At 74.9% G+C, this 20940-nt stretch carries 23 protein-coding genes; 15 read left to right on the forward strand and 8 right to left on the reverse strand.

Annotated features, from left to right (window positions below; translation table 11 throughout):
- Positions 1-119: 119 nt before the first annotated feature.
- The 3 genes from K1Y72_RS00465 to K1Y72_RS35860 all read right to left on the reverse strand — a co-directional run bounded on the left by K1Y72_RS00465 (position 120) and on the right by K1Y72_RS35860 (position 3357).
- Positions 120-1649 carry a leucyl aminopeptidase gene (locus K1Y72_RS00465; protein ID WP_220162103.1) on the reverse strand — a complete coding sequence of 510 codons (1530 nt, stop codon included), beginning with the start codon at positions 1647-1649 and terminating at the stop codon, positions 120-122.
- A gap of 131 nt (positions 1650-1780) precedes the next feature.
- On the reverse strand, positions 1781-2509 hold the full coding sequence (locus tag K1Y72_RS35855) for an adenosylcobinamide-GDP ribazoletransferase (protein ID WP_308286822.1): 729 nt from the start codon (positions 2507-2509) through the stop codon (positions 1781-1783).
- The gene (locus tag K1Y72_RS35860) at positions 2506-3357 is read right to left on the reverse strand and encodes a bifunctional adenosylcobinamide kinase/adenosylcobinamide-phosphate guanylyltransferase (RefSeq protein WP_258571726.1); all 852 of its coding nucleotides are present in this window, start codon (positions 3355-3357) and stop codon (positions 2506-2508) included. Before K1Y72_RS35860 ends, K1Y72_RS35855 begins: the two co-directional genes overlap by 4 nt.
- 88 nt (positions 3358-3445) lie before the next feature.
- Here K1Y72_RS35860 and K1Y72_RS36940 point away from each other — a divergent pair, with 88 nt between their 5' ends.
- Both K1Y72_RS36940 and K1Y72_RS00480 read left to right on the forward strand, forming a co-directional pair.
- Positions 3446-4318: a DsbA family protein gene (locus K1Y72_RS36940; protein ID WP_220162107.1), complete on the forward strand. Its 873-nt coding sequence runs from the start codon at positions 3446-3448 to the stop codon at positions 4316-4318.
- A 46-nt stretch (positions 4319-4364) separates the two neighbouring features.
- On the forward strand, positions 4365-4562 hold the full coding sequence (locus K1Y72_RS00480; RefSeq protein ID WP_220162109.1) for a hypothetical protein: 198 nt from the start codon (positions 4365-4367) through the stop codon (positions 4560-4562).
- 61 nt (positions 4563-4623) lie between these two features.
- On the opposite strand, the gene K1Y72_RS00485 is transcribed toward K1Y72_RS00480, so the two are convergent.
- Together K1Y72_RS00485 and K1Y72_RS00490 are read right to left on the reverse strand one after the other, a co-directional pair.
- A complete protein-coding gene (locus K1Y72_RS00485; protein ID WP_220162111.1) occupies positions 4624-5211 on the reverse strand; it encodes a DUF3043 domain-containing protein in 588 nt (195 codons plus the stop codon).
- Positions 5212-5265: 54 nt separating this feature from the next.
- Positions 5266-6021, reverse strand: a complete 756-nt coding sequence (locus tag K1Y72_RS00490) for an aminotransferase class IV (RefSeq protein WP_220162112.1) — start codon at positions 6019-6021, stop codon at positions 5266-5268.
- 311 nt (positions 6022-6332) lie between these two features.
- On the opposite strand from K1Y72_RS00490, the gene K1Y72_RS00495 reads away from it, so the two are divergent.
- The 9 genes from K1Y72_RS00495 (at position 6333) to K1Y72_RS00535 (ending at position 13572) form a co-directional block, all read left to right on the forward strand.
- A complete protein-coding gene (locus K1Y72_RS00495; protein ID WP_220162113.1) occupies positions 6333-7142 on the forward strand; it encodes a PspA/IM30 family protein in 810 nt (269 codons plus the stop codon).
- A complete protein-coding gene (gene pspAA, locus K1Y72_RS00500) occupies positions 7139-7417 on the forward strand; it encodes a PspA-associated protein PspAA (RefSeq protein WP_220162114.1) in 279 nt (92 codons plus the stop codon). The genes K1Y72_RS00495 and pspAA overlap by 4 nt, the downstream gene beginning before the upstream one ends.
- Before the next feature lie 147 nt (positions 7418-7564).
- Positions 7565-8485: a zinc metalloprotease HtpX gene (htpX, locus tag K1Y72_RS00505; RefSeq protein ID WP_220162115.1), complete on the forward strand. Its 921-nt coding sequence runs from the start codon at positions 7565-7567 to the stop codon at positions 8483-8485.
- Between the two features lie 2 nt (positions 8486-8487).
- Positions 8488-9057 (forward strand): PspA-associated protein PspAB, encoded by a 570-nt coding sequence (gene pspAB, locus K1Y72_RS00510; protein ID WP_220162116.1) that lies wholly within the window; start codon positions 8488-8490, stop codon positions 9055-9057.
- 108 nt (positions 9058-9165) lie between these two features.
- A complete protein-coding gene (locus tag K1Y72_RS00515; protein WP_220162117.1) occupies positions 9166-10065 on the forward strand; it encodes a M48 family metalloprotease in 900 nt (299 codons plus the stop codon).
- Positions 10062-10640: a PspA-associated protein PspAB gene (pspAB, locus tag K1Y72_RS00520; RefSeq protein ID WP_220162118.1), complete on the forward strand. Its 579-nt coding sequence runs from the start codon at positions 10062-10064 to the stop codon at positions 10638-10640. Before K1Y72_RS00515 ends, pspAB (K1Y72_RS00520) begins: the two co-directional genes overlap by 4 nt.
- Before the next feature lie 26 nt (positions 10641-10666).
- Positions 10667-11464 (forward strand): maleylpyruvate isomerase N-terminal domain-containing protein, encoded by a 798-nt coding sequence (locus tag K1Y72_RS00525; RefSeq protein WP_220162120.1) that lies wholly within the window; start codon positions 10667-10669, stop codon positions 11462-11464.
- A 63-nt stretch (positions 11465-11527) separates the two neighbouring features.
- Complete coding sequence (locus tag K1Y72_RS00530; RefSeq protein ID WP_220162122.1) at positions 11528-12235, forward strand: SIMPL domain-containing protein; 708 nt, start codon at positions 11528-11530, stop codon at positions 12233-12235.
- Between the two features lie 92 nt (positions 12236-12327).
- Entirely contained in the window at positions 12328-13572 is a 1245-nt protein-coding gene (locus K1Y72_RS00535) for an MFS transporter (protein ID WP_220162124.1), read from the forward strand.
- Positions 13573-13591: 19 nt separating this feature from the next.
- On the opposite strand, the gene nadA is transcribed toward K1Y72_RS00535, so the two are convergent.
- Complete coding sequence (gene nadA, locus K1Y72_RS00540) at positions 13592-14746, reverse strand: quinolinate synthase NadA (RefSeq protein WP_220162126.1); 1155 nt, start codon at positions 14744-14746, stop codon at positions 13592-13594.
- Between the two features lie 286 nt (positions 14747-15032).
- Here nadA and K1Y72_RS00545 point away from each other — a divergent pair, with 286 nt between their 5' ends.
- Complete coding sequence (locus K1Y72_RS00545) at positions 15033-15395, forward strand: HesB/IscA family protein (protein ID WP_220162128.1); 363 nt, start codon at positions 15033-15035, stop codon at positions 15393-15395.
- A 268-nt stretch (positions 15396-15663) separates the two neighbouring features.
- Complete coding sequence (locus K1Y72_RS00550; RefSeq protein ID WP_220162129.1) at positions 15664-16644, forward strand: carbohydrate kinase family protein; 981 nt, start codon at positions 15664-15666, stop codon at positions 16642-16644.
- 57 nt (positions 16645-16701) lie between these two features.
- Here K1Y72_RS00550 and K1Y72_RS00555 read toward each other — a convergent pair whose 3' ends face one another.
- Positions 16702-16926 (reverse strand): sulfurtransferase TusA family protein, encoded by a 225-nt coding sequence (locus tag K1Y72_RS00555; protein ID WP_372452816.1) that lies wholly within the window; start codon positions 16924-16926, stop codon positions 16702-16704.
- Between the two features lie 178 nt (positions 16927-17104).
- Positions 17105-18244, reverse strand: coding sequence for a cysteine desulfurase family protein (locus K1Y72_RS00560; RefSeq protein ID WP_220162131.1), 1140 nt, complete (start codon positions 18242-18244; stop codon positions 17105-17107).
- A gap of 230 nt (positions 18245-18474) precedes the next feature.
- On the opposite strand from K1Y72_RS00560, the gene ctaC reads away from it, so the two are divergent.
- Both ctaC and ctaD read left to right on the forward strand, forming a co-directional pair.
- Positions 18475-19272, forward strand: coding sequence for an aa3-type cytochrome oxidase subunit II (gene ctaC / locus K1Y72_RS00565; RefSeq protein WP_220162132.1), 798 nt, complete (start codon positions 18475-18477; stop codon positions 19270-19272).
- Positions 19269-20939, forward strand: coding sequence for an aa3-type cytochrome oxidase subunit I (ctaD, locus tag K1Y72_RS00570; RefSeq protein ID WP_220162133.1), 1671 nt, complete (start codon positions 19269-19271; stop codon positions 20937-20939). The genes ctaC and ctaD overlap by 4 nt, the downstream gene beginning before the upstream one ends.
- Position 20940 lies beyond the last annotated feature (1 nt).

Here is a 20940-nt window from a genome sequence, read left to right on the forward strand (position 1 = left end):
GCCCCGTCGCCCGCCCCGGCACAAATCTATTCGGCCGCCGCCCCCCGCCGCACCGAACCCGCGGCACCGGTGCGGCCTGACCCGGCCGCCGCGGGGGCGGCCGGACCGGCCGGCCGGCGTCAGAGGACGCCGGCGGCGACGTCCTCCGCGATCTGCACCAACGTACGCGTCGCGGCCCCGGTCCCGCCCTTCGGGGTGTAGCCGTAGGGCTCGCCCTTGTGGAAGGAGGGGCCCGCGATGTCCAGGTGCGCCCAGCGGACGCCGGCCGGCACGAACTCCTTCAGGAACACGCCGGCGACGAGCATGCCGCCCCAGCGCTCGCCGGAGATGTTGGCGATGTCGGCGACGGCCGAGTCCAGGCCCTTGCGCAGCTCCTCGGGCAGCGGCATGCCCCAGGACGCCTCGCCGGCGCGCAGCGCGGCGGCGACGACCTTCTCGCGGACCTCGTCGCCGTTGGCCATGACGCCGGTGGTGCGGGTGCCGAGCGCGACGAGCTGGGCGCCGGTGAGCGTCGCCACGTCCACGATGAGGTCGGGGTCGTCCTCGCCGGCGCGGACCAGGGCGTCGGCCATGACGAGGCGGCCCTCGGCGTCGGTGTTGAGGACCTCGACGGTCTTCCCGCCGTAGATGCGCAGCACGTCGGAGGGGCGCTGGGCCGAGCCGCTCGGCATGTTCTCGGCCATCGCCAGGTAGCCGACGACGTTGACCTTCGGGCCGATCGCGGCGATGGCGGCGAGCGCGCCGAGGACGGCGGCGGCGCCGCCCATGTCGGACTTCATCCAGTCCATGGAGTCGGCGGGCTTCAGCGACAGGCCGCCGGAGTCGAAGGTGATGCCCTTGCCGACCAGCGCGAGGGTCCTGGCGGCCTCGGGGTGGGTGTAGGCGAGGCGGACGAGCCGCGGCGGGTTCGCCGAGCCCTGGCCGACGCCGGCGATGCCGCCGTAGCCGCCCTCGACGAGCGCCTTCTCGTCCAGGATCTCCACGGCGAGGCCGGACTCGCCCGCGACGCGCTCGGCGACGCCGGCGAAGTCCTCGGGGGTGAGGTCGGAGGGCGGGGTGTTGACCAGGTCGCGGACGAGGACGACCGCGCGGGCGAGGACGCCGGCCCGCTCGACGGCGGCGTCGTGGCCGTCCGCGCCGGTGAGCGTGATCTCCTCGACGAGGCCCTTGCGCTCGCCGGTGCGGTAGGTGTCGAAGGCGTAGTTGCCGAGCAGCGCGCCGAGGGCGACGGCCTCGGTGTCGGCCGCGTCGGCGATCGGCAGCGCGACGACGGCGCGGCCGGTGCCGGCGAGGGCGCGCAGGGCGGCGCCGGCGGCGCGGCGCAGCTCCTCGGCGCCCGGCTCGGCGCCGAGGCCGGCGGCGACGACGACCTTGGCGGGGAGCGCGCCGAGGGTGGGCAGCTTGACGACCTCGCCGGCCTTGCCGGTGGCGCCGAGCGCGGCGAGCGAGGCGGCGAGGGTGCCGCCGAGGGCCTGGTCGACGCCGTCCGCGCCCGCGGCGGGCACGGCGCCCTCCGGGCCGGGGACGACCCCGATCACGATGGCGTCGGCGTCGAGGCCGGCCGGGACTGCGCTGTCAAGGCTGATGGTCGTCACGTTCCTCGATGTTAGTCCTCCCGGTGACCGGTTTCGCCCTTTTGGATCAAGCATTGCCTTCGGCCCGCGCGCCGCCGGGGCTGGTCACGGGGCCCACCGCGCGCCGAGCGCCCCTCTCACCGCGCGCCGAGCGCCCCGCTCAGCGCGCGCTGAGCGCCCCGCTCAGCGCGCGCTGAGCACCCCGCTCACCGCGCGCTGAGCACGACGAGCGCGGCCGTGGCGGCGATCTCCACCAGCGCGCCGAGGACGTCGCCGGTGATGCCGCCGAGGCGGCGGCGCGCGTGCGCGAGCATCGCCAGAGCCGCCGCCAGACCCGCCGCGACGGCGAGGACGCCCGGCACGCCCGCGACGGCGCCGAAGGCGAGGACCGCCGCCGTCGCGGCGGCCGCGCCCGCGGTCGGGACGGTGCCGGCGACCAGGTCGCCGAGGCCGCCGGACCGCGCGGACGGCACGCCCGCCCGGCACGCCCACGGCAGCGCGAGCCGCCCGGCGGCCGCCGCGACGAGCACCGCGAGCGCCGGATGCGGCGCCCCCGCGACCGCCGCGACCTGGACGAGCAGCACCAGCAGCAGCGTCACGACGCCGAACGGCCCGATGTCGGATCGCTTCATGATCGCCAGGGCGCCGGCGGCGGGCTTCCGGCTGCCGAGGCCGTCGGCGAGGTCGGCGAGCCCGTCCAGGTGCAGCGCGCGGGTGAGGGCGGCCGACGACCCGACCGCGAGGACCGCCCCGAGCGTCCCCGGCAGGCCGAGCGCGCCCGCCGCGAGCAGCACCAGCGCGGCGGCGCCCCCCACGAGCAGCCCGACCGCCGGGGCCAGCAGCATCGCCCACCGGGCCGCGCGCCGGTCCACCGCGCCCACCGGCACCGGGACGACCGTCAGCAGGCTGACCGCGAGCCGGATCCCGTCGATCACGCCAGCTCCAGCACGCGGCCCGCCACGACCAGCGCGGCGTCCTCGGCGTGCGCGGCGAGCCGCTGGTTGACGGTGCCGAGCGCGTCGCGGAACAGCCGCCCGGCCCGGGTGCCGGGCACCAGCGACAGCCCGACCTCGTCGGTGACGGCGACGACGCGGGCGGCGGTGGCCCGCCAGGCGTCCACGAGCTCGTCGACGCAGGGGGCGAGGGCGTCCGGGTCGTCCCAGGCGCGGGTGCGGTCCATCGCGGCGGCGAGCCAGGTGCCGACGCCGTCCAGCAGCAGCGTCCCGCGATGGGAGGCCAGGACGGCGGCGGCGTCGGCGGTCTCGACCGTGTCCCACCAGGCGGGGCGGCGGGCGCGGTGCGCGGCGACGCGCGCGGCCCATTCGGCGTCGCCCGCGCCGTCCGGCCCGGTCGCCAGGTAGGTGACGTGCGGCTCGGCGGCGAGCCGCAGCTCGGCCTCGGCGGACTTGCCCGACCGCGAGCCGCCCAGCAGCAGCGTGCGGTGCGGGGCGTCCGGCGCGGGCCGCCAGAGCCGCAGGCGCCGCTCCAGCTCGGCGGGGCGCAGGGCGCCGTGCAGGTCGCGGACGTCGGTGGCGGCCGACACCGCGCCGCGGCGGCGCAGCAGGCCGAGGTGGTCGGGGGCGGCGGCCAGGTCGAGCAGGACCGCGTCGTAGACGGTGCCGGCGACCGGCTCGGGCCGGGCGCCGGGGCCGCCCGCCACCAGCAGGCGCCCGCCGCCCGGGGCCGTCGCCCGGAACCCGCCGGGGACGTCGCGGCGCGGCAGCCGCTCCAGCGGGACGCCCTCGACGGTCACCGGGCCGGCGGGGGAGAGGTGGATGTCCATCGTGAGCGCCAACTCTAGGACGCCCGCGAACGTCCACTTCACCAGGCAGGGCGGTACGTTCGCAGGGATCGCACGAAGAGGAGTGGACGTGGGCAACCCCTCATGGCCCGGTCAGCAGCCTCCCGGTGGCTACGGGCCGCCGCCGGGCACCCCCTGGAACCCCGGCGGCCCGCCCGCCGGACCGCCCCCGGGCATGCCCGGCGGCCCCTACGGGCCGCCCCCGGTCCCGCCGCGCAAGCGAGGCCCCGGCCTGGTCATCGGCCTGATCGCGGCCGGCGTCGTGGTGCTGGCCGTCGCCGTCATCGGGATCGTCGCGCTCACCAAGAACGACGACGACGGCGGCGGCGGCGGGGGAGGCGCCGCCGTGGAGCTGCGCACCGGCGAGATCGCGGGCGGCGCGCAGGCCGTGCCCGGCAGCGACGGCAGCCTCGCGATGGCCCGCCCCGGCGTCGAGCGCCCGCTCGTGGAGATCTTCGAGGACTTCGCCTGCGACCACTGCGGGACCTTCGACAAGATGCACGACCCGATGCTCAAGGAGCTGGCGGTCGCGGGCCGCGCCAAGGTCGTCTTCCGCCCGATGGTGGTGTTCGGGACCTCCCAGCGGCCCGCCTACGACAACTCGGTCCGCGCGGCGGCCGCGCAGCGCTGCCTCGGCGACGGCGCCCGCTGGCTCGCCTACCAGGACGCCCTGTACGCCCACCAGCCCGCGACGCTGGACACGCCCGGCTTCCGGGTCGAGGACCTGGTGTCCTACGCGGCGCCGCTCGGCATCACCGGCGCCGACTTCCGCACGTGCGTCACCTCGCAGCGGTACGCGCGGTCGGTGCTGGACGTGAGCCGCGGCTACGTCGCGTCCGGCCTCCAGGGCACCCCGTCGGTGCGGCTCGACGGGACGTGGCTGACGTCGGACCGGACGTCCTCGGCGGACGCGCTGCGCGCCGCGATCGAGTCGGCGGGGTGAGGGAACCCGCCACCGGCTAGTCTCACCGCGACAAGGAGGGCGGACCATGGCGTGGATCTGGCGTTTGGAAAAGGACGGCGGCCAGGAGGCCGGCATGTCCGAGGAGTCGTTCTCCACCCAGGCGGACGCGGAGTCGTGGCTGGGCGAGAACTGGCGCGCGCTGCGCGCCGAGGGCATCGCGCAGGTCGTGCTCGTCGACGGTGAGCGCACCGTCTACCCGATGAGCCTGGACGACCCGCAGTGAGCGCGCGGGCGGGTGCGGGCGGGACGCCCCGGCGTCCCGCCGCCCGCCCCCGGGCGGCCGCTCAGGCGGCGGCGCCGCCGACCTTGTCGCCGACCTTGACCTGCGGGGCGGGCTGGCGCAGCCGGCGGATCTGCGCGGCGCGCATCGCCGCGTAGAAGCCGGCGCCCTTCCGGTCCTCGTCGGGGTAGCGCTCGGCGGCCAGGCGGCCCACCCGCCGGCTGATCCAGAAGCCCTCCACCACCACGACCACCAGCATGATCATCGGCAGCAGGGTGAACAGGAACTGCACCGCGGGCGGCAGCGGCGTCACCGACAGCACGATCACCACGAACAGCACGATCATCAGGTAGGAGCTGAGCGTGCGCCGCGAGTCGACGAAGTCGCGGGCGAGCCGCTTCACCGGGCCCTTGTCCCGCTTCAGCAGGTACTTGTCGTCGCCGCGCGCCATGCCCTCGCGCACCTTGACGCGGTCGGACGCCTGCCGCTCGCGCATGCGCGCGTAGGCCTCCTTGCGGCTGGCCGGAGCCGTGATCGGCTTGCGGCGCCGCTTCTCGGCCTCGCTGCGCTTGGGCGTCGGACGCCCCTTGCCTCCGGGCTTGGCCACCGGTTCGGGAGCCGCGGGGGCGTCCTCGGCGTTACGTCGAAACACGCGTTCAGCCTACCCCCCGCCCAGATCGCGGCCACCGCCCCGAAGCGAAGGCCCTCAGAGGGCCTCCCAGGGGACGGCCTCGTAGCGGGCCAGCAGATCGCGGGTGAGAGCGCCGTCCTGCGGGATCGCCAGGTCGTCCAGGCGGCCGACGGGGGTGACGCCGCCGGAGTTGGTGACGAAGACGGCGGCGCAGCCGGGCAGGTCGTCGCGGTGCACGCGGCGGCGGGCGGCGCCGAGGCCCGCCCGGTCCAGGGCCCGCATGGTGACGCCGGCGAGCGCGGGCGCGTCCGGCCAGACGAACCCGGTGCCGTCGTGGCAGAGCAGGTTGGCGATGCCCGTCTCGGCGACGACCCCGGCATGGTCGACCAGCAGGACGTCGTCGAACCCGTCGCGGGCGGCCAGCTCCCGGTGCCGGAGCTGCCCGAACGCGCCGACGTGCTTGATGTGCGGGAACGGCCGCCGGTAGGCGGCGGTGCGCAGCGCGACGGGGCCGGGAACGGCGCCGCGCGGCGCCGACACCGCCACCATGATCCGCACCCGGTCGCCGTCGCGGAAGGCGACCAGGCGGACGGACGCGTCCGCCGCGCCGTCCAGGGCGTGCCGGATCCGGTCGCGGACGAGGCCGCCGTCCAGGCCCTCGCCGTACAGCTCCCGGTTGGCGGCGTCGAGCCGCTCCAGGTGCAGGCCGAGGCCGCGGGCGGCGCCGCCGCGCACCTGCATGACGGTGAGGTGGCCGTGGTTGACCTGCGCGGGCACGAGCAGGTCCGCGGCGTCCGGGGGACGCCCGTCGATCTCGGTGCGGGACGGCATCCCCGCACGCTAGCGCGGCCCGGCGCGGTGCGGGGGTGAGGGAACGCGCCGGGATGGGTAGGACGATCTCACGCCGCTGACCTGCGAGGACGGAAAGGTCCGCGAAGGAGGGGGAACGGGGACCGGGCGAGGGCGCGTCCCACTGACAGAATGGGACGTCTCCACCGGGGTTCGCGCGGGGTGCAACAGCCTGCCGGCAACATCTCGCCGCCGTCGCGCGTTACCGCGTAGGGTGATAAGAACCCCAGCAGTGGTCATTGAGCCCAGTTTGCGACTGAGCGACAGCACACGAAGGGACCGGCGCCGGCGCGATGAGCGTGATGAAGCGAATGTCGATGGTCTTCAAGTCCAAGGCGAACAAGGCCCTGGACCGCATGGAGGACCCTCGCGAGACCCTGGACTACTCCTACCAGCGCCAGCTGGAGATGCTGCAGAAGGTCCGGCGGGGCGTCGCGGACGTCGCGACCTCGCGCAAGCGCCTCGAGCTGCAGATCAACCAGCTGGAGGGCCAGCAGAACAAGCTGACCGAGCAGGGCAAGAAGGCGCTCCAGGTCGGCCGCGAGGACCTCGCCCGCGAGGCGCTGACCCGCCGCTCGGGCCTGGACTCCCAGCTGAACGACCTGCGCGCGCAGTACCAGCAGCTCCAGGGCGAGGAGGAGAAGCTCACCCTGGCCTCGCAGCGGCTGCAGGCCAAGGTCGACTCCTTCCGCACCCGCAAGGAGACCATCAAGGCGACCTACACGGCCGCCGAGGCGCAGACCAAGATCAACGAGGCGTTCAGCGGCATCTCCGAGGAGATGGGCGACGTCGGCCTGGCGATCCAGCGCGCCGAGGAGAAGACCGAGAACATGAAGGCCCGCGCGGGGGCGATCGACGAGCTCCTCGCGTCCGGCGCCCTGGAGGACTTCTCCGGCCCGAAGGACGACATCCAGGCCGAGCTCGACCGCATGGGCTCGGGTCCCGGCGTCGACCTGGAGCTGGAGCGGCTGAAGGCCGAGCTCGGCCAGGGCGGCGCCCCCAAGGAGCTGAACCCCGGCCAGCAGGGCGGCCAGCACCACGGCGCTCCGCAGCAGGCCCCCCAGCAGGCCCAGTGGCCGCAGCAGCCCGGAGGCCACCAGTGATCGTCCGGATCATGGGGGAGGGCCAGTACGACGTCGCCGACGACGACCTGAACGCCCTCAACACCCTCGACGACGAGCTGGAGTCGGCGATCGGCACCGGCGACGAGACCGCCTTCCGCGCCGCCCTGCACGGGCTGCTGGAGGACGTCCGCCGGGTCGGCAAGCCGGTGGCGCCCGACAGCCTCGTGCCGTCGGAGCTGATCCTGCCGCCGGTGGACGCGGACATCGACGAGGTCAAGAACATGCTCGGCGACGAGGGGCTCATCCCCGACTAGCGGGGGGACGCACGGGCGCGACCGGGCGCGACGGCGCGGGGGGAGCGGGCGGGGACACCGCCCGCCACCTGCGTCCCGGGCACAAACACCCCGCCTAGATCGTTCTAGTGGGTGGATTCACTCAGGGTTGGGGACAGGGGGTTCGACATGGCCCGGACGCGCTACGCGTCGGATCGCGGGCTGACATCGCGCATGCTGCTGACGATGTTCCTGCTGGGGCTGGTGTACGTCGTCTTCGTCGGCGCGTTCTTCGTGATCGCGCCGAAGTGGGGCGGGGTCGCGCTCGCGGTCGCCGTGGTGTTCCTGCTCGCGCAGTACTTCTTCAGCGACCGCCTCACGCTGTTCGCCATGCACGGCCGGGAGGTCTCCGCCGAGGAGGCGCCCGAGCTGCACGGCGTCATCGACCGCATCATCGCGCTGTCGGACGCGCCGAAGCCGCGCGTCGCGATCGCCGACACCGACGTGCCGAACGCGTTCGCGACCGGCCGCAACCAGAAGAAGGCCGTCGTCTGCGTGACGACCGGGCTGCTCCGCCGCCTCGACCCGGTCGAGCTGGAGGGCGTCCTCGCGCACGAGATGGCGCACGTCGCGCACAAGGACGTCGCGGTCATGACGATCGCCTCGTTCCTCGGCGTCTGCGCCGGCCTCATCACCCGCTTCGGGCTGGAGTGGGGCCTGTGGGGCGGCTTCAACCGGCGCGACTCCAACGACCAGAACACCGGGCTGATCCTGCTCGCGGTGGTCGCGGTCAGCGCCGTCGCCTACGCGATCAGCTTCCTGCTGACCCGCGCCCTGTCGCGGTACCGGGAGCTGTCGGCCGACCGCGCCGCGGCGCTGCTGACCGGCCGCCCGTCGGCGCTGGCGAGCGCGCTCACCAAGGTCTCGGGCGAGATCGCCCGGATCCCGAGCCGGGACCTGCGCTCGGCCGAGCCGTTCAACGCCTTCTTCTTCGCCCCGGCGTTCACCAAGGGGTTCAGCGTCTCCAACCTGTTCTCCACGCACCCGTCGCTGGACAAGCGGCTGGCGCAGCTGCAGAAGATCTCCGCCCAGCTCGGCCGAGGGGAGTGACGATGGGGTTCCTGGACACCCTGCTCGGCCGGTCCAAGCCGGCGCCGCCCGACCTGGACCGGCTGTTCGCGCTGTCCACCGCCGCGCTCACGCTGGAGGCCGCCGCCGGCTTCACCCCGACGGGCCTCGGGTCGGTGTGCTTCCGCGCCGCCGAGGGCGGGGCGTTCGCCCGCCTCCAGCAGGACGTCCAGGAGCTCCTGGACGCCGACCGGGGCCCCCAGGTCGAGATCAGCCAGGACTCCTACGGCTACACCTGGCTGCTCGCCCAGCACGATCCGCAGGACGTTCCCGGGCTCGTCACCGACCTGCACGCGGTGAACTCGACGCTGGAGGGCGGCGGGTTCGGGCCGCACCTGCTCTGCTCGCTGGTCAGCTTCACCGGCCCCGAGCGGCAGCGGCTCGCGCTCGTCTACCTGTACAAGCGCGGCACCTTCTACCCGTTCGCGCCGCTGCCCGGCGACAAGCGCGACAACGCCCTGGAGATCCAGGTCAAGGGCGCCGTCGGCGCCGACCTGCCCTTCGAGGACGACCTGTCCCGCTGGTTCCCCGTCTGGGGCGCGCCCGGCCTCTGAGCCGGGACCACCGGAACCGCCGACGCGCGGCCGCTCTGTGTCATAGGACACCGAACGGCCGCGCGGAACGTCCTACCGTCGTGACCACACCGGCGGCAGGGGATCCAGATGGCGGCTCCGCACCTCGCACCCGAACCGGCGACGGCGCGCCGGACGGCGGCCGCGCTCGCGCCCGTCCTGCTCGTGTACGCGGCGACGGTCGCGCCCGCCTTCCTGCTCGGCCCCTGGTGGGGCCTCGCCGCGGTGGCCGCGCTGCTCGCCGCCGCCGCCGTGCTCTGCCGCACCATGGACCGGTGGGTGCTCTGGGCGGCCGGCGCCCGGCCCGTCGGCGCGGACGAGGAGCCCGAGCTGCACGCCGTCGTCGAGCGGCTCTGCCTGTCCAGCGGCCTGCCGAAGCCGCGCGTCGCGGTGTCGGCGGCGCGGGAGCCGAACGCGTTCGCGGCGGGCTCGGGGCCCGGCTCCGCCGTCGTCTGCGTGACCGAGGGCCTGCGGGAGCGGCTCGGGCCCGCCGAGCTCGCCGCGGTCCTCGGCCACGAGATGGCGCACGTCGCCGGCCGGGACGTGCTGGCCGGCTGCGTCGCCGCGTTCCCGACGCTCTGCGCGGGCCTCGTCCTGGACGGCTGGGCGCTGCTCTGGCGGGGCGGCCCGCTCGGCGCCCTCGCGGCCGTCCTGCTGGCGCCGCTCGCGGCCGTCGCGGCCCTGCTGTACGGGGCGGGGACGCTCGCCGCCATGGCCCTGTCGCGCCGCCGGGAGCTGCGCGCCGACGAGGCGGGCACGCTGCTCACCGGGCGGCCGGGCGACCTCGCCGAGGCCCTCGCCAAGATCAGCGCCCGGCCGGGCGGGAAAGCCGGAGCCGGGCCGGGCGCCGGGCCGGCCGGGCGCCGCACGCTGCGGCCCGTCAGCACCCTCTGCGTGGTGCCGGCCGCCCTCACCGCGAGCCACCCGCCGGTCGCCGACCGCCGCGCCCGGCTCCTGACGGTCGCCCGCCGGCTGGCAGCGGGGGCATGAGCCGCCGCGCCGGGCGCCGCCCCGGGCCGCCGACGCTCGACCGCCTGTTCGCGATCCCCGACGCGGGGCCGCCGCTGGAGGCCGCCACCGGGTTCACCCCGACGGGCGTCGGCGCCGTCGGCCACCGGATCGTCGAGGGCGGCCCGTTCGGCGCGTTCGACCGGGCCCGCCGCGACATGCTGAAGCTGCTGACGTCCGGCAACGCCCCCGGCGTCGCCGTCTCCGACGACCCGCACGGCTGGGCCTGGCTCCGCGTCACCCGCGCCCCCGGCAGCCTCGGCGAGCTGCCCGGCGACCTGCACCTGGTCAACGCCGTCATGCAGGAGGCCGGGTTCGGGCCGTTCCTGTTCTGCACCGTCGTCTGGTTCGGCCGCCGCGGGCGGCGCCTCGCCCTCGTGCACGCGCGCCGCCGCGGCACCTTCTACCTGTTCGCGCCGCTGGACGGCCGCCGCCGCGACGCCGGCCTGGAGGCGCTCGCCGCCGGCGCGCTCGGCGAGGGCCCGGGCGGCGTCCTGCCCCTGGAGCCCGACCCGGGCCGCCGGTTCCCGCTCTGGGACGCGCCGGGCCTGTCCTGACGGGAGCGGTGTGGCAGGCTCGCCGCATGAGCGAAGCCCTCCCGCCCGACGCCACGTGGGACCACGCCCGGTACTGCGCCGCCACCGCCGCCGAGATCGCCGCGTTCGGCGCCGCCGCCCGCGGCGCGGACCCCGCCGCCCCCGTGCCGACGACCCCCGGCTGGGACGTCGCGGCCCTCGTCCGCCACCTCGGCGGGACGCACCGCTGGGCGGGCGGCCTCGTCGCCACCCGCGCGGACCGCGCCACCGGCCGCCGCGCGCTCGGCGTCACCTTCCCCGACGACGACGCCGCGCTGTTCCCCTGGTACGACGAGGGCGGCGTCGCCCTGCTGGACACCCTGCGCGGCACGCCGCCGGAGACGCCCGTCTGGACGTGGGGGAGCGGCGGCGACGCGGCCTGGTGGGCGCGCCGCATGCTGCACGAGACCGCCGTGCACCGCGCGGACGCCGAGCTCGCCGCCGGCGCGCGCCCCGTCGTCGACACCGCCGTCGCGGTGGACGGCGTCAGCGAGCTGCTCGCCAACCTCCCGGCCGCCGCCGCGTTCGCGCCCGCGATCAAGGAGCTGGGCGGGGACGGCGGGACGATCGCCCTCACCGCCGCCGACGCGGGCGCCCGCTGGACGATCCGGCTGCGCCCGGAGGGCTTCACCTGGGAGCGCGCGGACGGTGCGGACGGTGCGGACGGCTCGGCCGACGCCGAGATCCGCGCCGCCGCCTCCGACCTGTACCTGCTGCTCTGGAGGCGGCGCGACCCCGCCGACGGCGCCGCCGTCGAGGGCGACCGCGCCCTGGTGGACCGCTGGCTGGCGCACGCCGCCTTCTGATCTTGACCGGGTCTTGCCCCGGCGGGCCCGCCCGCGCCGCGGGCCCGGTGGTGCAATGCCGCCATGAGCACCACGATGATCACCCGGGCGGCGGCGGCCGCCGCCGCGGCCCTCTGCCTGGCCGCCGCCCCGGCCCCCGCCGCCGGGGCCGCCGCCCGCGAGGACCGGATCGAGGTCGCCGGGCAGGGCCGCGTCCCGGTCCGCCCCGACGTCCTGTACGTGCGGACCGGCGTCGAGGTGCGCGGCGCCGCCCCGGCCGACGCCTACCGCCGCGCCGCGCGGGCCGCCGCCGCGCTCGTGCGGGTGCTCACCGCGTCCGGGGTCGCCGGCGCCGACGTCCGCACCGCCGAGCTGTCGGTGGAGCCCGAGTACGACCCCGACCGCGCCGGGAAGGTCGTCGGGTACCGGGGGAGCGAGGCGGTCGACGCGACCGTCCGCGACCTGCCGCACGCCGACCGCACCCTGAGCGCCGTCCTGGACGCCGGCCCCGACGTCCGCCTGCACGGTGCGACCTTCGACAAGGAGGACACCCGCGCCGAGCAGGCCGAGGCCGAGCGCCTGGCGATCGAGGACGCCCGCGACCGCGCCGCGCGGGCCGCCGAGCACGCCGGACGCGCCCTCGGGCGGGTGCTGTCGATGCGGCTCAGCACCGTGGACGCCATCCCGGCGCACCTGTACGCCAAGGACTCCATCGCCGCCGCCGGCGGCCACCTCAGCCCCGGCGAGGGCGTCCAGCGCGTCACCGCCACCGTCGTCTACGCCCTCGCCTGACCCCCTTTTCGCGCGCCGATCCCGGAACACGGCCGCCGCCACCGCGGTTGATCACCGGTGGGCTCGGCGGGCGGCGCGCGGAGGGGATCACCTTGCGGCACTACGTGGCGGTGTGGCGGATGCCGGGGGCGCCGCTGCTGCTGGTGGCGGGCGTCCTCGCCCGCCTCGGCCTGGGCGTGACGCCCCTCGCCCTGCTGCTCCTGGTGGAGCAGGCCACCGGCCGCTACACCCCGGCGGGCGTCGCCGCCGGCGCCTACGCGCTCGCGGGCGCCCTGGTCAGTCCCGCCGCCGGGCGCTGGGCCGACAGGTTCGGGTCCGCGCCCGTCCTCGTCGCGTGCGCCGTCGCCCACCCGCTCGGGCTGGTCGCGCTCCTCGCCGCCGCGGGCAGCGGCGCGATGCCGCCGATCTGGGCGGCGGCGGCCTTCGCCGGGGCGACCTACCCGCCGCTGACCGCTGCGGTCCGCGGCGCGTGGATCGGCCTCACCGAGGCCGGCACCGGCCGGGCCCACCTGCGCACCGCCGCGCTGGCCGTGGAGACCTCGCTGTTCGAGCTGGTGTTCGTCGCGGGCCCGCTGCTGGTCGCGATCGTCGTGCTGGTCGCCTCGCCCGCCGCCGCCGTCGCCGGATCCGCGGCGGCGACCCTGGCCGGGACGCTGGCGCTCGCCCGCGGGTCCGCGATCCGCGGGCAGGGCGCGGCCCCGGCCGGGACCGGGACGCGGGGGGCGGGCGCGCTGGCGGTGCCCGGCTTCGTCGCCGTCCTGGCCTGCGCGGGCTGCCTCGGCCTGGCGTTCGGGACGGTCGGCGTCGCCGTGCCGGCCTACGCCGGCCGGCACGCGGACGGCGGCGGCCTGGCCGGCGTCCTGCTCGCCGTGTGGGGGCTCGGGTCGGGGCTCGGCGGCCTCGGGTACGGCCTGCTGAGCCCGCGCGCGCCGCTCCCGCGCCAGCTCGCCCGGCTCCTCGGCGCGGTCGCGCTGACCACGGCGGCCCTCGCGGTCATGCCGGGCCCGGCGGCGCTCGGCGCCGCGCTCGCGGTCGCCGGCGTCGCCATCGCGCCCACCCTGACGGTCTACACCGCCGTCACCGGCCGCATCGTGCCGCCCGGCATGCGCAACGAGGCCGGCACCTGGCTGGTGACCGTCCCCGTGGCGGCCAACGCGGCCGGCGGCGCGGTCGCCGGCCTCGTCGTCGACCGGCCGGGCGGCACGCCGTACGCGTTCCTGCTCGCGGCCGCCGCCGTCGCCGCGGCCGTCCTCGTCGCCGCTCCGCCCGCCGGGCCGATCGCCCGCGCCGACGCGGCCGCGGCCGCCCGCGCCGCCGGCGAGGACGCCCGCGGCTGACCGCGGCGGCCGGCCCGCGCTACGGCAGCGCCAGCATCTGCTCGAGGGCGGCGCGGGCGTGGCGGGCGGTGTCGGCGTCGACCTCGACGGGGTTCGGGACGCGGCCGGCGACGAGCTCCTCCAGCGCCCACACCAGGTGCGGCAGGTCGATGCGGTTCATCGTCGAGCAGAAGCAGACGGCCTTGTCGAGGAACATGACGTTCTTGTCCGGGTGGGCGCCCGCGAGCCGCTTGACGAGGTTCAGCTCCGTCCCGATCGCCCACGAGGAGCCGGCCGGTGCGGCGTCCAGGGCCTTGATGATGTACTCGGTCGAGCCGACCATGTCGGCCGCGGTGACGACCTCGTGCCGGCACTCGGGGTGCACGAGGACGGTCACGCCGGGGACGCGCTCGCGCACGTCGTCCACCGACGCCTTGCTGAAGCGGCCGTGCACCGAGCAGTGGCCCTGCCACAGGATCATCCGCGCGTCCCGCAACCGCTCGTCGGTGAGGCCGCCGTTCGGGCGGTGCGGGTTGTAGACGACGCAGTCGTCCAGCGCGAAGCCCATCTCCAGCACGGCGGTGTTGCGGCCGAGGTGCTGGTCGGGCAGGAACAGCACCTTGGAGCCCTGCGCGTAGGCCCAGTCCAGGGCGCGCTTGGCGTTGGACGAGGTGCACACCACGCCGCCGCGGCGGCCGACGAACCCCTTGATGTCGGCCGAGGAGTTCATGTAGGTGACCGGGACGACGTCGCCCGCGATCCCGGCCTCCTCCAGGGCGTCCCAGCACTCCTCGACCTGGTCGAAGGTGGCCATGTCGGCCATGGAGCAGCCGGCCGCGAGGTCGGGCAGGACGACCCGCTGGTGCGGGGCGGTGAGGATGTCGGCGGACTCGGCCATGAAGTGCACGCCGCAGAACACGATGTAGGGCGCGTCCGGGCGGGCGGCGGCCTGCTGGGCCAGCTTGAAGGAGTCGCCGGTGACGTCGGCGAACTGGATGACCTCGTCGCGCTGGTAGTGGTGCCCGAGCACGAACACCCGGTCGCCGAGGGCCGCCTTGGCGGCGCGGGCCCGCTCGACCAGCGCGGGGTCGGAGGCGGGGGGCAGGTCGCCGGGGCAGTCCACCCCGCGCTCGCTGAGGGGGTCGGAGCCGGCGCCCAGCAGCAGCAGTGGCAGGTCACGCACCGGAGTGGTCATGGCTGTGTCTCCTCCTGCGACGCGGACTTATCGTCGCTTTGACGACTAATGATGACACACGTCCGTAACAAGCGGGATGGACGGGGCGATGTGCTCCAGACCACATCGGACCCGGCGGGAACGCCGCAGGTCGCGGCGCCGGGGGGACGCGGCCGAAAATTCACCGGTGAGCGGAATGGGAATGCCGCGAGGTACGTTGTCTAACGGAAGAGGCGTACGACGTCCTCCAGGACATGCGACAGATCACCGCCGTCCGGCGGTTTGGCGAGACCCGGGAGCTGAACACATGACGGTTTCAGGCGAGACCGCGCAGGAGACCACCCAGCAGGGCGTCATCCTCACCGACGCGGCGTCCGAGAAGGCCAGGGGCCTGCTGGAGCAGGAGGGCCGCGACGACCTCGCGCTGCGGGTCGCGGTGCAGCCCGGCGGCTGCTCCGGCCTGATCTACCAGCTGTTCTTCGACGAGCGCGAGATGGACGGCGACCAGGTCCAGGACTTCGACGGCCTCAGCGTGCGGGTCGACCGCATGAGCGCCCCGTACCTGACCGGCGCCACCATCGACTTCGTCGACACGATCGAGAAGCAGGGCTTCACGATCGACAACCCCAACGCCTCCGGCTCCTGCGCCTGCGGCGACAGCTTCAACTAGGGCGTGTCTCGACGTCGTCGTCCGTCGCGCAGTAGGACAGATGACGTTGAGACACGCCCTGGCGCTCCGGCGGCCCACGCGCCGCCTTTCGAGCGATGCCGGAACGGCCCGGTCCCCGCGGGGACCGGGCCGTTCCGGTGTTCCGGGCCGACCGGTCCGCGCCGGGCGGCGGCGTCCCGTGGGAAACTAGAGGGTCGGCCCGCGCCCCCGCCGGGTTGAGAACAGCCGGTAAAGAAACCGGACGACCCACCACGAGGAGAGCGACGCAGTGCGCATCGCCGTGACCGGATCCATCGCCACCGACCACCTGATGACCTTCCCCGGACGGTTCACCGACCAGCTCATGCCCGACCAGCTCGCCCAGGTGTCGCTGTCGTTCCTGGTCGACGAGCTGCAGATCCGCCGGGGCGGCGTCGCCGCCAACATCTGCTTCGGCATGGGCAGCCTCGGCCAGCCCTCCCTCCTGGTCGGCTCGGTCGGCGACGACTTCGACGACTACCGCTCCTGGCTGGAGCGCCACGGCGTGGACACCGCCTCGGTCCACGTGTCCGAGCTGCACCACACCGCGCGCTTCCTCTGCACCACCGACCAGGACCAGAACCAGATCGCGTCCTTCTACACCGGCGCGATGAGCGAGGCCCGCGAGATCGAGCTCGGCCCCGTCGCCGCCCGCGTCGGCGGCCTCGACCTCGTCCTGGTCAGCCCGAACGACCCCGACGCCATGCTGCGCCACAGCGACGAGTGCCGCTCCCGCGGCATCCCGTTCGCCGCCGACCCCTCCCAGCAGCTCGCCCGCATGGACGGCGCGGCGGTGCGCCGCCTCGTCGACGGCGCCGCCTACCTGTTCACCAACGAGTACGAGAAGGCCCTCGCCGAGGAGAAGACCGGCTGGAGCGACGCCGAGGTGCTGGCGCGCGTCGGCGTCCGCGTCACCACCCTCGGCGCCAAGGGCGCCGTCATCGACCGCGCCGGCCAGGAGGGCGTGCACGTGCCCGCCGTCGCCGTCGGCAACGTGGTGGACCCGACCGGCGGCGGCGACGCCTTCCGCGCCGGGTTCCTGTCCGGCGTCGCCTGGGGCCTGCCGCTGGAGCGCGCCGCGCAGATCGGCTGCCTCATCGCCGCGCACGTCCTGGAGACGCCGGGCGGCCAGGAGTACTCCTTCACCAAGGCCGGCTTCCTCGCCCGCCTCGCCGACTCCTACGGGCAGGACGCCGCCGACGAGGTCGAGCCGCACGTCAAGGCCGCCTGACGGGCCGTCCGGCGCGGCGAGGGCCGTCCCCGGCCGCCGGGGGCGGCCCTCGCGCCTTCAGTACATGCGGCGGATGTGGAAGCCCCAGCCGCCGCGGGCCAGGGTCTCCTCCCAGACGAACTCCTGCGACTTCATCCGGCACCAGGCCGGGACGTCGGTGTGCGCGGCCGGGTCGTCGGCGAGGACCGCCACGATCTGGCCGACCGGCACCTCGCGGATCCGCTCGGCCAGCATGATGATCGGGATCGGGCACTTGCGGCCGAGCGCGTCGATCACCAGCACCGGCGGCGGGCCGCCCGGCTGCGGGGGGACCGGCGCCGCGGCGGGCTCGGGCTCGCGGCGGGTTCGGCCTCGGAACCTCATCGGCGCGGCCGCCTCTCTGTCCTGGTCGCGGTGGTGGGCCCGGTGGTGGGCCCGGTGGTGGGCACGGTGGTGGGCACGGCCCGGCGGGCGGGGCTGGTCACGGCGCGGTCACCCCTGCCGAGCGGCGCAGCCGGGCCACGGCGTCCGGGAGCACCTCCAGGAAGCGTTCCACATCGGCCGCGCCGGTGCCACGCGGCAGCGACACCCGCACGTTCCCATGGGTGATCACTCCCATCGCCTCCAGCACATGGCTCGGTCGCAGCGTATCCGCCGTGCACGAGCTGCCCGACGAAACCGCGAAACCGAGCCGGTCCAGCTCGGCCAGCAGCGCCTCGCCCGCCACGTACAGGCAGGAGAACGTCACCAGGTGCGGCAGCCGCCGCACCGGGTCGCCGACCACCTGCACGTCGGGGACCAGGCGCGGCACCTCCGTACGGATCCGGTCCACGAGCGCGGCGAGGCGCGGCCCGTCGTCGGCGGCCTCGGCCCGGTGGGCCTCCAGCGCCGCCGCGGCGGCGACGGCGCCCGGCACGTTCTCGAACCCCGGCACCCGGCGCCCGCCGCGCTCGTCCTTGGGCAGCGGCGACCGCCACCGCACCCCCTTGCGGACCACCAGCACGCCGACGCCGGGCGGCCCGCCCCACTTGTGCGCGCTCGCGGCGAGGAACGACCAGCCCGCCGGGACGTCCGCGCGGCCCGCCGACTGCGCGGCGTCCACCAGCAGCGGCACCCCCGCCGCCCGGCACGCCTCGGCGACCTCGGCGACGGGCTGGACGGTGCCGACCTCGTGGTTGGCCGACTGGAGGCAGGCGAGCGCGGTGTCGGGGCGGAGCGCCGCGGCGAACGCGGCCGGGTCGACGCGGCCGTGCACGTCCACCCCGACCGCCGTCACCTCGCCGCCGTCGCGCTCGTGCAGCTCCGCCGCGTGCAGCACGCTGGAGTGCTCGACGGCGCTCACCACCAGGTGCCGGCCGGCGCGGCGGCGCGCCGCCGCCCCGCCGAGCACCGCCAGGTGCACCGCCTGCGTGCCCGAGGAGGTGAACGCCACCTCGTCGGGTCGGACGCCGAGGACCCCCGCGACACGCGCGCGCGCACGGTCGAGTTGCATCCGCGCCGCGCGCGCGGCACCGTACAGACGCGCCGGGTCGGCCCACGCGCCGTCGAGCGCCGCGAGCAGCTCGGCGCGGGCGGCCGGATGCAGCGGCTCGGTCGAGGCGGCGTCGAAGTAGGCGCTCATCGGACGGGCCGCGGATCCGCTCCGGCCGCGGGGAAGCGCCCGCCGGGGGCGTTGCGATTAGCCACGCCAGAACACTAACCGGCACCCGAGCGGGGGTCCCCGCGACCCTCGCGCTAATGTGTCCAGCGAACATATGACAACTGATCTCACCGCCCGGGAGTTCCCTGGGCTCTCATCCGTGGGGAAGGCAATCCGTGAGTCCGACCCGCTCTAGGGAGCGGCGTACGCCAGTGCGCAGTCGCCGCGCATTGAGAAGCGCCGGTGCGCTGGGCCTTTTGGCGATGACCGCGACCGCGTGCAGCGGCGAGGCGTCCCGCCTGGGCATGCCCGAACCGATCAGCGACCAGGCCGAGCGCATGCTGAAGCTCTGGCAGGGCTCCTGGATCGCGGCCTTCGCGGTCGGAGCCGTCGTCTGGGGCCTGATCATCTGGGCGGTGCTGTTCCACCGCAAGCGCTCCGACGACCTGCCGCCGCAGGTGCGCTACAACATGCCGATCGAGATCCTCTACACGGCGGTCCCGTTCGTCATCATCGCGGTGCTGTTCTACTTCACCGCGCGCGACGAGAACTACGTCGAGAAGCTGTCCAAGGACCCGGCCGTCGTCGTCGACGTGACCGCCTTCCAGTGGTCCTGGCGCTTCGACTACGTGGAGAAGGTCGGCGGCCAGGACAAGTCGGTCGCCTCGGTGACCGGTGTGCCGGTGGCGCCGAACGCCCCCGCGGGGGCCAAGCCCGTCCTGACGATCCCCGAGGGGCAGAAGGTGCGGATCCGTCTGCACTCCAACGACGTCATCCACTCCTTCTGGGTGCCGGCGCTGCTCTACAAGAAGGACGTCATGCCCGGCTACACCAACGAGTTCGAGTTCACGGCGAACAAGACCGGCACCTACGAGGGCCGGTGCGCCGAGCTCTGCGGCGTCGACCACAGCCGGATGCTGTTCCAGCTCCAGGTCGTGTCGCCCGAGCAGTACAAGACCTTCATCGACAACGCCAAGGCCAAGGCGGCGGCAGGGGGTGTGCGGCAATGACGGCCGTAGAGCACCACGCGACCGGTGCGACGATCGCCCCGCCGCGGACGAGCAAGGGGCGCATCGTCGCCAACTGGATGTCGTCCACCGACCACAAGGTGATCGGCTACCTGTACCTGATCACCTCGTTCGTCATGTTCATGATCGGCGGTGTGCTCGCGCTGGTGATGCGCGCCGAGCTGTTCAAGCCCGGCCTGCAGATCGTCAGCAACGAGCAGTTCAACCAGCTGTTCACCATGCACGGCACGGTGATGCTGCTGATGTTCGCGACGCCGCTGTTCGCCGGCTTCGCCAACGTCATCATGCCGCTGCAGATCGGCGCGCCCGACGTGGCGTTCCCGCGCATGAACATGCTGGCCTACTGGTTCTTCCTGTTCGGCAGCCTGATCGCGCTCGGCGGGTTCCTCACCCCGGGCGGCGCGGCCAGCTTCGGCTGGTTCGCCTACTCGCCCCTGTCGGACGCCGTGCGCTCGCCCGGCATCGGCGGCGACATGTGGGTGCTCGGCCTGTCCCTGTCGGGCATCGGCACGATCCTTGGCGCGGTCAACTTCATCACCACGATCCTCTGCATGCGCGCGCCCGGCATGACGATGTTCCGGATGCCGATCTTCGTGTGGAACATCCTGCTGACCTCGATCCTGGTCCTGCTGGCGTTCCCGGTCCTCGCCGCCGCGCTGCTCGCGCTGGAGGCCGACCGCAAGCTCGGCGCCCACATCTTCGACGCCTCGCACGGCGGCGCGCTCCTCTGGCAGCACCTCTTCTGGTTCTTCGGGCATCCCGAGGTGTACATCATCGCGTTGCCCTTCTTCGGCATCGTGACCGAGATCCTGCCGGTGTTCGCGCGCAAGCCCGTCTTCGGCTACGTCGGCCTGGTCTTCGCGACCATCGCGATCGCCGGCCTGTCGGTGACGGTGTGGGCGCACCACATGTTCGTCACCGGGCAGGTGCTGCTGCCGTTCTTCTCGTTCATGACGTTCCTGATCGCGGTACCGACCGGGGTGAAGTTCTTCAACTGGGTCGGCACGATCTGGCGGGGGCAGCTCACCTTCGAGTCGCCGATGCTCTGGTCGATCGGCTTCCTCGTCACGTTCCTGTTCGGCGGCCTGACCGGCGTCATCCTGGCGAGCCCGCCGATGGACTTCCAGCTGTCGGACTCCTACTTCGTGGTGGCGCACTTCCACTACGTGGTGTTCGGCACCGTGGTGTTCGCGATGTTCGCCGGCTTCTACTTCTGGTGGCCCAAGTTCACCGGCAAGATGCTGAACGACCGGCTCGGCAAGGTGCACTTCTGGATGCTGTTCGTCGGCTTCCACGGCACCTTCCTCGTGCAGCACTGGCTCGGCGCCGAGGGCATGCCGCGCCGCTACGCCGACTACGCCAGCGAGTTCACCGGCCTGAACGAGTTCTCGACGATCTTCTCGTTCATCCTCGGCGCCTCAATGCTGCCGTTCTTCTACAACGTGTACATCACCGCGAAGAAGGGCAAGCGGGTCACCGTCGACGACCCGTGGGGCTACGGCAACTCGCTGGAGTGGGCGACGTCCTGCCCGCCGCCGCGGCACAACTTCAACTCCATTCCCAGGATCCGCTCCGAGCGGCCGGCGTTCGACCTGCACCACCCGCACGTGGGTGCCAAGGGCGAGCTCGCCGGGACGAAGGGAGAGTAGC

The sequence above is a fragment of the Actinomadura parmotrematis genome, from assembly GCF_019458805.1.
Taxonomy (GTDB): domain Bacteria; phylum Actinomycetota; class Actinomycetes; order Streptosporangiales; family Streptosporangiaceae; genus Spirillospora; species Spirillospora parmotrematis.